General features: G+C 64.5%; 16 protein-coding genes and 1 tRNA gene. 9 read left to right on the top strand and 8 right to left on the bottom strand.

Annotated elements, in window-relative coordinates; translation table 11 throughout:
- Positions 1–13: 13 nt before the first annotated feature.
- Together E7T10_RS08995 and E7T10_RS15745 are read right to left on the bottom strand one after the other, a co-directional pair.
- A complete protein-coding gene (locus E7T10_RS08995; RefSeq protein WP_039243609.1) occupies positions 14–235 on the bottom strand; it encodes a general stress protein in 222 nt (73 codons plus the stop codon).
- A gap of 116 nt (positions 236–351) precedes the next feature.
- A complete protein-coding gene (locus E7T10_RS15745; protein WP_168189916.1) occupies positions 352–513 on the bottom strand; it encodes a hypothetical protein in 162 nt (53 codons plus the stop codon).
- A 104-nt stretch (positions 514–617) separates the two neighbouring features.
- On the opposite strand from E7T10_RS15745, the gene E7T10_RS09000 reads away from it, so the two are divergent.
- Positions 618–911, top strand: coding sequence for a hypothetical protein (locus E7T10_RS09000; protein WP_137721537.1), 294 nt, complete (start codon positions 618–620; stop codon positions 909–911).
- An 18-nt stretch (positions 912–929) separates the two neighbouring features.
- On the opposite strand, the gene E7T10_RS09005 is transcribed toward E7T10_RS09000, so the two are convergent.
- On the bottom strand, positions 930–1,631 hold the full coding sequence (locus E7T10_RS09005) for an MBL fold metallo-hydrolase (RefSeq protein ID WP_137721538.1): 702 nt from the start codon (positions 1,629–1,631) through the stop codon (positions 930–932).
- A 191-nt stretch (positions 1,632–1,822) separates the two neighbouring features.
- On the opposite strand from E7T10_RS09005, the gene tig reads away from it, so the two are divergent.
- From tig to E7T10_RS09025, 4 genes are all read left to right on the top strand, one after another.
- A complete protein-coding gene (gene tig, locus E7T10_RS09010; RefSeq protein WP_082064461.1) occupies positions 1,823–3,169 on the top strand; it encodes a trigger factor in 1,347 nt (448 codons plus the stop codon).
- Between the two features lie 104 nt (positions 3,170–3,273).
- Positions 3,274–4,179, top strand: a complete 906-nt coding sequence (locus E7T10_RS09015; RefSeq protein WP_137721539.1) for a hypothetical protein — start codon at positions 3,274–3,276, stop codon at positions 4,177–4,179.
- A gap of 93 nt (positions 4,180–4,272) precedes the next feature.
- Positions 4,273–4,920, top strand: coding sequence for an ATP-dependent Clp protease proteolytic subunit (locus E7T10_RS09020; RefSeq protein WP_091747119.1), 648 nt, complete (start codon positions 4,273–4,275; stop codon positions 4,918–4,920).
- Between the two features lie 72 nt (positions 4,921–4,992).
- Positions 4,993–5,313, top strand: coding sequence for a hypothetical protein (locus tag E7T10_RS09025; protein WP_045811236.1), 321 nt, complete (start codon positions 4,993–4,995; stop codon positions 5,311–5,313).
- A 3-nt stretch (positions 5,314–5,316) separates the two neighbouring features.
- Here E7T10_RS09025 and E7T10_RS09030 read toward each other — a convergent pair whose 3' ends face one another.
- Complete coding sequence (locus E7T10_RS09030; RefSeq protein ID WP_210416073.1) at positions 5,317–5,964, bottom strand: HAD-IB family hydrolase; 648 nt, start codon at positions 5,962–5,964, stop codon at positions 5,317–5,319.
- A gap of 194 nt (positions 5,965–6,158) precedes the next feature.
- Here E7T10_RS09030 and clpX point away from each other — a divergent pair, with 194 nt between their 5' ends.
- Entirely contained in the window at positions 6,159–7,427 is a 1,269-nt protein-coding gene (gene clpX / locus E7T10_RS09035; RefSeq protein WP_039243616.1) for an ATP-dependent Clp protease ATP-binding subunit ClpX, read from the top strand.
- Positions 7,428–7,498: 71 nt separating this feature from the next.
- Here the strand turns inward: clpX and E7T10_RS09040 are convergent, their stop codons facing one another.
- The 3 genes from E7T10_RS09040 to E7T10_RS16030 are packed head-to-tail and all read right to left on the bottom strand — an operon-like array spanning position 7,499 to position 8,024.
- Positions 7,499–7,693: a hypothetical protein gene (locus tag E7T10_RS09040; RefSeq protein WP_137721540.1), complete on the bottom strand. Its 195-nt coding sequence runs from the start codon at positions 7,691–7,693 to the stop codon at positions 7,499–7,501.
- Positions 7,690–7,899 (bottom strand): hypothetical protein, encoded by a 210-nt coding sequence (locus E7T10_RS09045; RefSeq protein ID WP_055753481.1) that lies wholly within the window; start codon positions 7,897–7,899, stop codon positions 7,690–7,692. The genes E7T10_RS09040 and E7T10_RS09045 overlap by 4 nt, the downstream gene beginning before the upstream one ends.
- Positions 7,896–8,024, bottom strand: coding sequence for a hypothetical protein (locus E7T10_RS16030; RefSeq protein WP_256371838.1), 129 nt, complete (start codon positions 8,022–8,024; stop codon positions 7,896–7,898). Before E7T10_RS16030 ends, E7T10_RS09045 begins: the two co-directional genes overlap by 4 nt.
- 281 nt (positions 8,025–8,305) lie before the next feature.
- Between E7T10_RS16030 and lon the strand changes: the two genes are divergently transcribed.
- From lon to E7T10_RS09065, 3 genes are all read left to right on the top strand, one after another.
- The gene (gene lon / locus E7T10_RS09055) at positions 8,306–10,702 is read left to right on the top strand and encodes an endopeptidase La (protein ID WP_137721542.1); all 2,397 of its coding nucleotides are present in this window, start codon (positions 8,306–8,308) and stop codon (positions 10,700–10,702) included.
- 105 nt (positions 10,703–10,807) lie between these two features.
- Positions 10,808–11,083 (top strand): HU family DNA-binding protein, encoded by a 276-nt coding sequence (locus E7T10_RS09060; RefSeq protein WP_017504003.1) that lies wholly within the window; start codon positions 10,808–10,810, stop codon positions 11,081–11,083.
- A 35-nt stretch (positions 11,084–11,118) separates the two neighbouring features.
- Positions 11,119–11,195 (top strand) — tRNA-Val (locus E7T10_RS09065).
- Positions 11,196–11,253: 58 nt separating this feature from the next.
- On the opposite strand, the gene E7T10_RS09070 is transcribed toward E7T10_RS09065, so the two are convergent.
- A complete protein-coding gene (locus E7T10_RS09070; protein ID WP_137721543.1) occupies positions 11,254–14,547 on the bottom strand; it encodes an autotransporter outer membrane beta-barrel domain-containing protein in 3,294 nt (1,097 codons plus the stop codon).
- Positions 14,548–14,618 lie beyond the last annotated feature (71 nt).

Here is a 14,618-nt window from a genome sequence, read left to right on the forward strand (position 1 = left end):
CGAGTTTCGCCGACTATTGCCCGTCGGCTGCGTCCGCATCTTTCTTCGTTCCGTGCGACGCCTCGCCACCCTTGCGGCCGGCCTGCGCAGCGAGGCTGCGGTCCTGCGAGAAGCTGCGTTTTTCGCTGGGGACGCTGGCGCCCCCCTTGCGCGCGATTTCGCGCTGCCGTTCGGGATCCATGGAGGCGAAACCTCGCTTGGAAACGCCGGAGGGGCGTGTGGGTTGGCTGTCCATCGTGTTCCTTTCAGTGCTGCCGTTGCGCTTGCTGAAGTGAACCCAGTGACTGGGTGACGGTTCCGTCGGGAACTCCGTTTTACTGTTGCGATCCTCAAGCGCGCGTAGGTTTGACTTTACCCAGCGCCATAAGGCCGCGAATCACCTTCGCCGCCACCATCCGGTTCCATCGGCGGAACTTCATCGGGCGTGTCCGAAGGCTGTATTTCCGGCTGCTGCGACGGTTCAGGCTGGATTTCGGGTTGCGGCGTGGTCGGAGTGGGTTCGATATAGGTCATGAGCGGCTCCTTGTGCGATCAACCAACGCACCCTGATCGCCCGCGTTCAAAGAAGGAACCATGGGTCGCAACGCCGGTTTGTTCAGCGAACCACGGAGATCGACATGACCAACACCCCGATAAGCGCGACATCACCCGACGACATCGTCCTAGAGGACGATGACCGGACCCAACGTCTGGACCGACAGGCGGACGCAATCCTCGCGCAAGGCGAGGGTCGTAGCTTTGGCAAGACCACGTCGGTCCGTCAGGCCGTCAGAGAAGACGCCGGTCTGGTGCGTGAGAAGATTTCCGGACGCGTTCATCGCGTGCAGGAAGACATTCAGGACAATCCGATGAAGGCGACGCTCTATGCGTTGGGCATCGGCGTCATCATCGGCATGATCCTGCGCCGATAAGCCACACGATCAGCAGGCTCAGGCAGGCCCCAACGGCTCACGCTGGATCGGGGCCTGTCGCATTGCGGCGTCAGACACGAACGGATTGGTCCGTCGCTCTTCGCCAAAGGTTGAGATCGGCCCGTGGCCCGGCACAAAGGTGACGTCGTCGCCCAGCGGCCAGAGCTTTTCGATCACCGAGCGGATCAGGGCCGGCGGGTCGCTCATCGGGAAGTCGGTGCGGCCGACCGAACCCTTGAACAGAACGTCGCCGACCTGAGCGAATCGCGCCGCGCGATTGAAGAAGATGACGTGCCCGGGCGTATGGCCGGGGCAGTGACGCACCTCCCAGATCGTTTCCCCCAACGATACCGTATCGCCATCCTCCAGCCAGCGGTCGGGCGTGAAGGGGCGGGCGTCGGGCAGGCCGTACATCCGGCCGCTCTCCACGATTCGGTCGATCCAGAACTGGTCGGCCTTCTGAGGGCCTGTGATCTGGACGCCGGTTTTTTCCTGCATTTCGGCTGCGCCGCCCGCGTGATCCAGATGGCCATGGGTGATCCAGATCTGATCCAGCGTCAGGCCGCGCCGCGTGACCTCGCCCAGCACCGCATCGACCGAACCGCCCGGATCGATGACCGCGGCCTTGTTGGTGGCGGTGCACCAGACGGTCGTGCAGTTCTGTTGAAGCGGGGTGACGGGCGTGACGAAAACGCCGATGGGGGAGGCAGGTTGGCTCATTTGGTCAACATAGCCACGCAAAGGCCGCGAAACCACCGGCTCTGACCACGCCCGCGTTGACCTTTCGGGCCCTTCTCGACATAAGGGCGGGCTTCGAGGCGCCGCTCCACACGGGGCGGCCTTCTTGCTTTATCCATTCCGCGCCGGCCGTCTCGATGGCTCATGCGCCCCAGAGCGTCAGAATCCCGACCATGCAAGTCGTCGAAAAGTCGAACGAAGGCCTCAGCCGCGTGATCGCGGTCACCATTCCCGTCGCGGAGCTGAACGAAAAGCTCGAAGCCCGCGTCAAGGAAGTCGCCCCGCAGGTGAAGCTGAAGGGCTTCCGTCCGGGCAAGGTGCCGGTCGCCCACGTCAAGAAGACCTTCGGCCGTGAGTTCATGGGCGAGATCATCAACGCCGAGCTGAACGAAACCAGCCAGAAGGCCCTCGACGAAGCCAAGATCCGCCCGGCCGCGCCCGCCGAGATGAAGCTGACCTCCGACATGGACAAGGTCATCGCCGGTCAGGAAGACCTGGCCTACGAAATGTCGCTGGAAATCATGCCGGACTTCGAGCCGGTCGATCCCAAGACCCTGAAGCTGGAACGCCCGACCTATGAAGCGTCGGACGCCGATCTGGACGAGGCCCTGACGGAACTGGCTGGTCAGGCCAAGACCTACGAAGACAAGAAGGGCAAGACCGTCAAGGCCGCCGAGGGCGACCAGCTGACGATCGACTTCCTGGGCAAGCTGGACGGCGAGCCCTTCGAAGGCGGCGCCGCTGAGGACGCGGACCTGGTGATAGGCTCGGGCCGCTTCATCCCCGGTTTCGAAGAGCAACTGACGGGCGCCAAGGTCGGCGAAGAGAAGACCATCGAGGTCACCTTCCCCGAGAACTATCAAGCCGCCCATCTGGCCGGCAAGAAGGCCACCTTCGACATCAAGGTGAAGGCCATCAAGGCGGAAGCCGAATCCAAGATCGACGACGATTTCGCCACCCGCATCGGTCTGGAGTCGCTGGACAAGCTGAAGGAACTGCTGAAGTCCAACCTGGACCAGCAGTACGCCGGCGCCGCCCGTTTCAAGCTGAAGCGCGCTCTGCTGGACCAACTGGATGAGGCCCACGACTTCCCGCTGCCGCCGAAGATGGTGGACGCCGAGTTCGACGGCATCTGGCAGCAGGTCGAGGCCGACAAGGCCGCCGGCCGCCTGCCGGAGGACGACGCCAAGAAGTCCGACGACGAGCTGAAGACCGAATACCGCAAGATCGCCGAGCGCCGCGTGCGCCTGGGTCTGGTGCTGGCCGAAATCGGCCGCGCCCACAACGTCCAGGTCACGGACCAGGAGTTGAACGCCGCCATCCTGCAGGAAGCCCGCAACTATCCGGGCCAGGAACAGGCCGTCCTGAACTTCTACCGCCAGAACCCGAACGCCGCCGCCCAGATGCGCGCGCCGATCTATGAAGAGAAGGTCGTCGACCTGATCGTGGGCGTCGCCGACGTGACCGACAAGCCGATCACGAAGGAAGAGCTGCTGAAGGAAGACGAGGACGAGGGCTAATTTTCCGCTCGATTACACGACCGTAACTGGCGGTTGTGGTGTCTGGATTGTAAGTGGAATGGGTCCGCAGTGCGGGCCCATTTTGCTTTTCAGGTATGTCTTCTATGTCTTTTTCCGCTGTCGCTCTGGCCGCCCTCATCACCGCAGGCGCGCAGGCGCAGGATCCGGGACAGCCGCCTCCGACAGATCTGGAGGAGATCACGGTCGAGGGGCAGTCGCCGCGGCAGGCCGCGCGCCAGTTTGTTCAGCGCGTCGCGACCGCGCCCGCCGGTGCTCGGCTTGGACGATGGAATACGCCGCTGTGCGTCAGCGTCGCCGGATTGAAGGCGCCCTACGGTCAGATGCTTGCCGATCGCATCGGCCAGATCGCGCATGACCTTGAAATTCGGGTGGGTGAGCCTGGTTGCTCGGCCAATGTGCTCATCATCGCCACAGAGGGTGGTCCCAGCGTCGCATCGGCGCTGGTGGAAGGTTGGCGTCTTCGCTTCCGTCCTCCGATCGACAACACCAACATGGGTTTGGCGGCGCTGGAACGGTTCAAAACCAGTAATGCGCCGGTGCGATGGTGGCACATTTCCCTGCCAGTCTCAGCAGACACGGGTCAACTGGCGGCCCGTGTCTCCGGTGGAGAGCCCCCTTGGATTGCATCGCGCAACGTCAGCCGCATGAGGTCGCCACTGCGGTACGACCTGAACTCTGCGACCGTCGTCATCGATATGACCAAGGCCAATGGCGTGCTTTTGCCGGCTTTGATGGACTACGTCGCGATGGTCGTCCTGGCCCAGGTCGATCCCCGCGCCGACTACTCCGATCAGCCCACGGTGCTGAATCTATTTGGTGATTCCCAGAACGTGACCGGCCTCACGGACTGGGATCGCGCCTATCTGCAAGCTCTTTATGAAGCGGAGCCTGATCGCGCATCCGCCGCTGCACAGGAGGCCGCCGTGGCGGAACGGCTGCAAAAAGGCCGTCGTGCAGCGGCGAACCAGCAAGACGCGCAGTCCGAATGAGCCGGGCGTCTTGCGCAGGGTGTCATCGAACGCGATATGCACCATAACCGGCTGACGACATTGAATCGTCGCCACTGCATCCGAGAAGGCTAAATGCGCGATCCGATCGAACTGATGAACATGAACCTGGTGCCGATGGTGGTGGAGCAATCCAGCCGCGGCGAGCGCTCCTTCGACATCTTCTCGCGTCTGCTGCGCGAGCGGATCATCTTCCTGACGGGACCGTTCGAGGACGGTATGGCGTCGCTGATCTGCGCCCAGCTGCTGTTCCTTGAATCGGAGAATCCGAAGAAGGAAATCAGCATGTATATCAACAGCCCCGGCGGTCAGGTGACCTCGGCGCTCGCGATCTACGACACCATGCAATACATCAAGAGCCCGGTTTCGACCGTGGTGATGGGCATGGCGGCCTCGGCCGGTTCGCTGATCCTGACGGCCGGTGAGGCAGGCCAGCGCATCGCCCTGCCGAATGCGCGGGTCATGGTGCACCAGCCGTCGGGTGGTTTCCGCGGCCAGGCGTCGGACATCGAACTGCACGCCGCCGACATCCGCTACACCAAGCGTCGTCTGAACGAGATCTACGTCCACCACACCGGCCGCACGTATGAGGAGGTCGAAAAGACGCTGGACCGCGACCACTTCATGTCGGCCGAGGAAGCCAAGGCTTGGGGCATCGTGGATCACGTGTACGATCGCCGCGAACAGGCCGACGCCGACGGCGTGAAGACGCCCGGCAACTAAGACGGCTGTCGAAAGACGAGAAGGCGCGCCCGTTGCGGCGCGCCCTTTTCATTTTGTGCTATCGGAGCTGTCATGCAGTTCACACGAGATCAAAGCGGCACGGTCGATGTCGATGGCGAAAGCTACGTCTGGGAGCTTCGTCGCCAACCTCAGCCCAAGGGGGGGAATGTCTGGGAGGGCATGGCCGTTTCCCTTCGCCACGCGGACTTCAAGCGCGAAGCCATCGTGCAGTTCCCGCCGCCGCTTCGGCCCAACGGCCGGCCGGACGTGGAAAAGCAGCGCGTCAACGTCGACGCCGTCCGTACCGCCGTCGCCTCGGCGATCGAGGCCGGTTGGGACCCCACGTCACGCGGCAAGGCGATGGTGTTCGACGTGGACGCCGACGGGAACTGAACGTCAGGGCTTCTGACGGAAGACCCGAAAACCTGACTGCTGGGCTATCGCCAGCATTTCGGTATCGCCCGAAGTGTCGCCATAGGCGGCCGTCAGGGTCACGTCTTCGCCATAGGCCGCCTTCAGCCGCCGCACCTTTTCCCGACCCCGACAATTCGGACCGGCGAAGTCGCCGGTTATCCGGTCATCGGCGTCGAAGACGAACTCCGTGCCCAGCAGGGCCTCGGCCCCCAGCTTTCGGGCGAATGGCGCGACGGTCGTCGTGGGCGACGCGGTCACGATGACGCGATGCGCGCCGCGTCGGCCCCAGTCGTTCCACACCTCAAGCGCATCGGGGCGCATGAAGCGGGGCCAGATCGCTTCGGCGAAGGCTGCGGCTTCCGTTTCCAGCGTCTGGCGGCTCACGCCAAGCAGAAACTCCCTGACGGAGGCCGCCTTAATCCGTCCCCGGTCGCGATCCTTGGCGTAGGCGGCCAGCGCCGGAGCCAGCTTGACCAGTCCCAGCGCCCAGGCGCCCGGACCAGCGCGCCAGCGCAGGAACTCGGTGAAGCTGTCGCGAATCGTCAGCGTACCGTCGAAATCGAAGGCGACGATGACACGTCCATTTGCCGTGGACTGGCGTAAATCCTGCACAATACCCATGTCAGACATTCGCCTTGATCCCCGTCGACACTGATCCATCCACGCACTGCAACAATCCCCTGCCGCCTTCGGGGTTGTTCCGGAACGTGTGATGGGTGATTGTCATTTTTTGAAGACCTTCGCATCCAGAGTGCTGGAATCAATGTGAGGGAAGCGCGTTTCGGGCCATTTCGGTCCGCCCCGCGGGAGTGAGATAAGGGTCTATGACCAAAGCAGCCGGCACCGACGCCAAAAGCACCCTCTACTGCTCGTTCTGCGGAAAGAGCCAGCACGAGGTCCGCAAGCTCATCGCGGGCCCGACCGTCTTCATCTGCGATGAATGCGTCGAACTGTGCATGGACATCATCCGCGAAGAGCACAAGATCGGCTTCAAGAAGACGACCGACGGCGTGCCCACGCCCAAGGAAATCCGCGACGTGCTGGACGACTATGTCATCGGCCAGGCGCACGCCAAGAAGGTGCTCTCGGTCGCCGTCCACAATCACTACAAGCGCCTGAACCACGCGACGAAGAACAACGACGTCGAACTGGCCAAGTCGAACATCATGCTGATCGGGCCGACGGGCTCGGGCAAGACGCTGCTGGCTCAGACGCTGGCGCGCATCATCGACGTGCCCTTCACCATGGCCGACGCCACGACGCTGACCGAGGCCGGTTATGTGGGCGAGGATGTCGAGAACATCATCCTGAAACTGCTCCAGGCGTCGGATTACAACGTCGAGCGGGCCCAGCGCGGCATCGTCTACATCGACGAGATCGACAAGATTTCGCGCAAGTCGGACAACCCGTCGATCACCCGCGACGTGTCGGGCGAAGGCGTGCAGCAGGCCCTGCTTAAGATCATGGAAGGCACCGTCGCCTCCGTGCCGCCGCAGGGCGGCCGCAAGCATCCGCAGCAGGAGTTCCTGCAGGTGGACACCGCCAACATTCTGTTCATCGTCGGCGGCGCCTTCGCCGGCCTGGAAAAGGTGATTTCGGCGCGTGGATCCGGCGCGTCGATCGGCTTCGGCGCCAAGGTCAAGGAGATCGACGAACGCCGCACGGGCGATATCCTGAAGGGTGTCGAGCCTGACGACCTGATGCGGTTCGGCCTGATCCCCGAATTCATCGGCCGCCTGCCTGTTCTGGCGACGCTGGAAGACCTGGACGAGACGGCGCTCGTCACCATTCTGACCGAGCCGAAGAACGCCTTGGTCAAACAGTACAAGCGTCTGTTCGAGATGGAGAATGTCGAACTGACCTTCACCGACGACGCGCTGATCGCCGTCGCCAAGAAGGCCATCACCCGCAAGACCGGCGCGCGCGGCCTGCGCTCGATCCTGGAAGGCATTCTACTGGAGACCATGTTCGAGCTGCCGACCTTCGAAGGCGTCGAAGAGGTGGTGGTCAACGCCGAGGTCATCGACGGCAAGGCCCAGCCCCTGCTGATCTACTCGGAAGCCTCCAAGAAAAAGGCCGACGGCGCCGCCTGAACCGGCGAAAACTCCCGAAATGACGAAGGCCGGAGCGATCTCGCTCCGGCCTTTTTCTTGATCTGAGGCGATCAGGCGGGTTCGGCCAACATCAGGACATGGCCTGGGTGCGCCTCGGCCTCCGCTCTGGCGCATCGGACGGCGCTTTTGGCGTCGGTGAAGACGCCTTCGAACAGGCCGTCGCTTGAGGTGATGCGCCAGCGATCGCCGACAGGCTGTATCGTCAGGATTTCGATGGCGGGTGGCGAGGCTAGGGGCGTTATCATTGTGTCAGGCGATGTTGGTCGCGGTTCAGGCGGTCGGCCTCGGCTTGAAGTCGGGCGGCGAGACGTTCGGCCGAGATGCGATCGGGCAGGGGGCGGGTGCAGGCGTTGTTGACCGCCACGGCCCAACCGCTGGCGCGAGGCACGACCCGATAGCGTCGGGGAGGGGCGGCGCGTGTCACGCCGCCCTCGACATGGCCCTGCATCATAGCGCGCGGCCCTTGCGGATCGGGGCGCCGAACAGGGCGCCGATGAAGGTCATCGCCATCTGAAGGGTTGTCGGCGCCGCGACGGGACGTTTCAGGGTCTCGGCCAGCAGGTGGGAACGGCTCATGGTCATCTCCTTGGAGCCGCAGAAGACGCCAAATCCCCGTAAAGTCGCCATGTCGAAAGCGTCGCCGGGCGTAATGCGGACCTAAAGCGGCGCGATCGGAAGGGCTTGTGGCCACGCAGATGTGGGCCGTTCCGCGGTCACGCTTGAACCGCGGGTCTTTCAAACCACATACTCATCCGAACGCCGTCGGAATCGACGGGCCGTCATGCGCCGGTCGGGCCTCTTGCCCGGCGGACCCTGGCGGCGGGCCGGAGATGATCAATGGCCCAGGAGTACGCATCATGACTGAACCAAAAATCCTGCCCGTCCTGCCGCTGAGAGACATCGTCGTCTTCCCGCACATGGTCGTGCCGCTCTTCGTCGGACGCGAAAAGTCGGTGAAGGCGCTGGACGAGATCATGAAGGGCGAAAAGCAGATCCTGCTGGCGACCCAGAAGAATAGCGTCGATGACGATCCGTCGCCGGACGCCATTTATCCCATCGGCGTGCTGGCCTCGGTGCTGCAACTGCTGAAACTGCCCGACGGCACGGTCAAGGTGCTGGTGGAGGGCAAGGGCCGCGCGCGCCTGACCCGCTTCACCGACCGCGAGGAGTATTTCGAGGCCGAGGCCGTCGAGATCGAGGACGAAGCCGGCGACGCCTCGCAGGCCGAGGCCATGCTGCGCGCCGTGGTCGAGCAGTTCGAAAACTATGTGAAGTTGAACAAGAAGGTCCCGCCCGAGGCCCTCAGCTCCATTCCCCAGATCACCGACGCCTCCAAGCTGGCGGACTCGGTCGCCGCTCATCTGTCGGTCAAGATCGCTGACAAGCAGGGCCTGCTGGAAACCTTCGACGTGCCCAAGCGACTGGAGAAAGTCTATGGGCTGATGGAGGGCGAGATCTCGGTCCTTCAGGTCGAGAAGAAGATCCGCTCGCGCGTGAAGCGCCAGATGGAGAAGACCCAGCGCGAATATTATCTGAACGAGCAGATGAAGGCGATCCAGCGCGAGCTGGGCGAGACCGACGACGCGCGCGACGAGATCATGGACCTGGAAAAGCGCATCCGCAAGACGCGCCTGTCCAAGGAGGCGCGCACCAAGGCCGAGGCCGAGGTCAAAAAGCTGCGCAACATGAGCCCGATGTCGGCGGAATCGACGGTCGTGCGCAACTATCTCGACTGGCTGCTGTCCGTGCCGTGGGGCAAGGCCAAGCAGAAGCCTATCGATCTGGCCAAGGCCGAGGACATCCTGGAAGAGGATCACTTCGGCCTGGAGAAGGTCAAGGAACGGATCATCGAGTATCTGGCCGTCCAGGCCCGCACCGGCAGCCTGAAGGGTCCGATCCTATGCCTGGTCGGCCCTCCTGGCGTCGGCAAGACCTCGCTGGCCAAGTCCATCGCCAAGGCGACGGGGCGTGAATACGTCCGCATGTCGCTGGGCGGCGTGCGCGACGAGAGCGAGATCCGGGGTCACCGCCGGACTTACATCGGCTCCATGCCCGGCAAGATCATCCAGTCGATGAAGAAGGCCAAGACCACCAACGCCTTCGTCCTGCTGGACGAGATCGACAAGCTGGGGTCCGACTGGCGCGGCGATCCGTCGTCGGCCCTGCTGGAGGTGCTGGACCCGGCGCAGAACTCGACTTTCGGCGACCACTATCTGGAGGTGGACTACGACCTGTCCCAGGTGATGTTCGTGACGACCGCGAACAGCCTGAACATGCCGCAGCCGCTGATGGACCGGATGGAGATCATTCGGGTCTCGGGCTATACCGAAGATGAGAAGGTCGAGATCGCCAAGCGCCACGTCCTGCCCAAGCAGTTGGCGGACCATGGTCTGAAGGACGGCGAGCTGATCGTGCCGGAAGACACGATCCGCGATCTGATCCGCTATTACACCCGCGAGGCGGGCGTGCGTTCGCTGGAGCGCGCTCTGGGCGGGCTGGCACGCAAGGCCGTGCGCGAGATGGCCAAGACGGGCGCCAAGTCGATCACGGTCGATGAGGCCAAGCTGGCCGACTATGCGGGCGTGAAGAAGTTCCGATACGGCGAGACGGACGAGGAGGATCAGGTCGGTATCGTTACGGGTCTGGCCTGGACCGAGTTCGGCGGCGACATCCTGACCATCGAGGCGATTAAGATGCCGGGCCGCGGGCGCATGACCGTGACCGGCAATCTGAAGGACGTGATGAAGGAGTCGATCTCGGCTGCGGCGTCCTATGTGCGGTCGCGGGCCCTGGCCTTCGGCGTCAAGCCGCCGGTCTTCGAGAAGACCGACATCCACGTCCACGTGCCGGATGGCGCGACGCCTAAGGACGGCCCGTCCGCCGGCGTAGCCATGACGGTGGCGATGGTCTCGGTCCTGACCGGCATTCCGATCCGCAAGGATATCGCCATGACCGGCGAGATCACCCTGCGCGGCCGGGTCACCGCCATCGGCGGCCTGAAGGAGAAGCTGCTCGCGGCCCTGCGCTCCGGCGTCAAGACGGTGCTGATCCCGCAGGAGAACGAGAAGGATCTCGCTGACGTGCCGGATAATGTGAAGTCGGCGCTGGAGATCGTACCGATCTCCACGGCGGACGAAGCGCTGAAGTGGGCGCTTGTCGGCACACTGACGCCGGTGGAGTGGGACGAGGCGGCCGAACCCCTGCCGGCCCCGGTCGCGGCTCCGGAAGGACCGGCGGCGGCGGTCAGCCACTAACGCCGAGTTGAACAGCGAGCGCCGCCGGTGACCCCACCGGCGGCGTTTTCGTTTTTGACGCAACCGCCGATCTGTCCTTTAGTGATTCGTTCTAGAGGGGGACGGATGACAAAGGCGGAACTGATCGGCCGGATGGCCAGTGCGGCGAACATCAGCCGCGACCAGGCCAAGACGGCGCTGGAGGCGTTTACCGACGGCGTGACCGAGTCGCTGACGCGGGGCGCGGATGTGAAGCTGATCGGTTTCGGCAGTTTCGTCGCCGTGGACCGCAAGGCCGGCGTTGCGCGCAATCCGCAGACCGGCGCGGCCGTCGCGCGCCCGGCCTCGCGCACCGCGCGCTTTCGTCCGGGCGAAGGTTTGAAAAGCGCCTTGAACGGTTGAGGCGCGACGGGCATAAGCCCGTCTCTGCCCTTTGGGGGCGGCTAGCTCAGCTGGTCAGAGCATCTCGTTTACACCGAGAGGGTCGGCGGTTCGAACCCGTCGCCGCCTACCAAACAAAAAGGCCGCCGGATCGCTCCGGCGGCCTTTCGTTTGTCTGGATCGGGCTGTGATCAGAAGCGGAAGCTGGCCCGCAGCAGCAGCGAGTAGCGGACGTAATCTTCCAACAGCTCGGCGTCGCCGGTCAGCGACAGCATGCCCAATTCGTTGCCGAAGTTCAGGCGGAAGCCCAGGATCGGCCCGCCGCCTTCGATGGCGTCCGGCGACAGGATGAAGTCCGGGCCACCGCTGGCGAAGCGGGCGATGGTTTCGCCGGCGTCGACCGAGATGTTCTGACGATAGCCGACGCGGAGCTCTGGACGGATCCAGCCATTGCGGCCGAAGCCATAGCCGACGTTCATCGCCGCCACCGCCGAGAAGATGTGGCTGTCGCGCGAATCGATGTCGAGATCGAAGCCGTCGCCGCCGCCCTTCTCGCTGCGCGAGCCTTCCGACAGGCTGAAATACTCGCCGTAGATTTCGGGGCGGATGTTCAGACGGCCGAAGTTGCGCTCATACGAGGCGCCGCCGGCGACCGCCGCCGTCCAGCCATGCCAGTCGGACTTGTTGTTCAGATAGACGCCGGTGGCGACCAGCGAGCGATCGGCGCTGAAGGAGGCGTAGCCCCCCGCCGCACGGGCCCAGGTCGTCCAGTATTGACCCTGAGCGCGCCAGTACAGGCCCAGTTCCAGCAGGTTGGCGGACAGGACCTCTTCGGCCTCGGCCTCGGGGTCCTTGATGTCGGACGAGGTGAAGGCGGCCGAGATGCCGACGGCGCCCAGGCTGGTGCCCTTTTCGACGCCGCCGGCGACGCCGAAGCCTTCGGACCGGAATCCGTAGGAGTCGGTCTTGTCCTTGTCGGCGTAGAAGTTGATCTCCTGCACCCAGGCGCTGGTTTCACCCGGCGCAGCGGCGGCGTTGCGGCCGGTCAGCGCGCGGGTGACCGCATCGACGCCGGCCGACAGCGACATCAGCGGCCCGCCCGAGTGGTCAGGCAGCATCTGCTCATAGGCGTCGATGAAGCCGTCGCGCGACGTCTGCGACAGGAACAGGTTGCGCAGGGCCTCATTGGACCCCAGCGCGCCATAGACGGCGTCGTAGGCGGACGCTTCGACGGGGATCAGCCCGGCCTCGGCAGCGGTGCGGCGACGGGCGTCGACATAGACGGTGTTGCCGGCCACGCCGCCCTGCACGACGTAAAGATAGGGCGAGTTGTCCGACAGCAGGGTCTGGTTGATCTGACCCACATTCAGCGTGCCGGCCGTGATGACGTTGAACCGCTCAGGCTGATCGATCAGCGACGAGAAGCGGACGCCCAGAGTGGAGCCTGTCGCCAGGGTCGCATTGCCGCTGACATTGAAGCCGCCGGCGCGGTCGTTGGCGGGGTCAAGATTGACCAGCAACGTCCCTTCGGCGCCGATGTTCAGGTTGGAGATCGCCGTGGCGCCGGTCTGGGTGGCGGCGAGGGTGCCCTTGGACACGTTGATGTCCAGCAGGCCGTCGCTGTTGGCGATGGCGCCGGTCACGACGGCGCCGCCGCTGATGTTCAGCCGGTCGGCGCCGGCGCCGAAATCGATGTCGCCGTTGACGACGCCGTTCTCGATATTGAGCGTGTCGGCGCCAGAGCCCAGCTTGATCGCGCCGACGATGGCGGGTTCGTTCGCGTCCGGCACGCCGTCCTTGTCCGTGTCCGTCGCCGTGCTGCCGGCAGCGGCGGGGATGCCGTACTGCCGCAGGGTGACGCCGGTCGTGTTGGCCGAGACGTCGATGGCGGTCACCTTGCCGGTGACCGGATTTGTATCGTCGGTGTTAGGGGTGAGCGAGCCGATGATCGAGCCGGCGTTGTTCAACTGGGTCAGGCTGCCGGATTGATCGCGAATAACGGTTGCTGAACCCTGATTGCCGCCGAAAGAGGCGACGAGGTTGCCGGTGTTGGTCAGGGAGCCGACGTTGGCGCCTGCACCAATCAGAATGCCGGTCGCGCTCTGGGTCTGCTTGCCCGAGGCGACGGCCTGAATGGCGCCCGAGTTGTTGATTGTGGGAGCGGTCACGCCCGAGCCGATCCAGAGACCCGTGGCGTTGGCATCAACGGCCGTGGACGAGATGCCGCCCTCGTTGCGGACGCCGCCAGTAACATTCACGGCCTGGCCGCCGGTCACGCCGAGTTGCACGGCGCGCGATTCCACGCCGGAGTAAAGGCCGGATCCGACAATGGTGCCGCGGTTGATCAGACCATAGGCCGCATCGCCTGTACCGACGGCGCCGAGGGTCACGGTGTTCGCCGTCGAGCCGATCAGCAGCGCAGGCGCGCCGCCCAGGGACGTGATGGAGGCGGCTGTCTCGCTGGCGTCCGGGATGCCGTCGCCGTCACGGTCCGGATCGTCGCGGTTCTTGATGCCGTCGCCGTCATCGTCCTCGTCGCCGTTCTTGACGCCGTCCTTGTCGTCGTCGCCCTCGATGCCGGCCTCGGAATAGGCGAGCGCCTTGTCCAGCAGCACGCCGCCGGCGACATTGGCGCCGACGCGCACGGCCGGTCCCCCTTGCAGCAGATCGTCTGCGTCGAGTTCGTCGAGGAACAGGGTCGTGGCGTTGTCGAACGTGCCGGTCGTTGGACGCGCGGGCGGCGGGGTGGTGTAGCGATAGCCGGTGGCCACCACGGAGGAATGGATCTTGAGCGCCCCTCCGACATCGCCTTCGATGGAAACGCCCGTCGCATTGGCGCCAAGCGCGGAGATGGTGCCGGCGAGATCGACGTTGCCGGAAATCGGACCCGTCGTGCGGATGGCGGTGCTGTCGTTGCCGGTCACCCGGACCGTTCCCAGGCTCTGAAGCTTGCCGTTCAGGGCGGATTCGACGGACAGGCCGTAGGAGTTATTGCCCTCGACCGCGATCGCGCCCGTGCCCTCGACCAGGATGTTGCCGGTGAAGGGCGAGGCGCCGGTGACCCGCACGCCGTAGCGGCCGGTTCCGGTGGCGAACGGGCCGTCCAGATCACCGTCGCCGTCGGTATCCTTGATGTCTGCCGCTTCCAGCGTGTCGTTGACGGTGATCGAGCCGCCGACGATCACCGAGCCGGTGTTGCCGCCGTTGACCAGAAGACCCGTCGAGCCGTCGGCCGACTTGTCCATCGTGATCGAGCTGCCGCTATCCAGATCGACCGTGTTGTTGCTGTTCAGGGTCACCGCCGCGCCCGAGGCGACGGCGACGCTGCCGCCGCTGGCGATGCGGATGTTGTCGGCGGCCGTGCCCGTCGCGTTGGCCGTCTGGATCGGCGTGGTCCGGGCGTTCGAGATGACGATCTCGGCCTGGGATCCTGTAGCGACCATCAAGGGGGCGATCGCCACGGCGGTCGCGAGCAAAATACGCATTCGGTAGAAACCCCTGGTGGTCACGCGTCACGTTACGGGAGACCCCTTAGCAGGGTCCGCGCCAGCGTTCC

This window comes from Brevundimonas sp. SGAir0440, assembly GCF_005484585.1.
In the GTDB taxonomy this organism is placed as follows: domain Bacteria; phylum Pseudomonadota; class Alphaproteobacteria; order Caulobacterales; family Caulobacteraceae; genus Brevundimonas.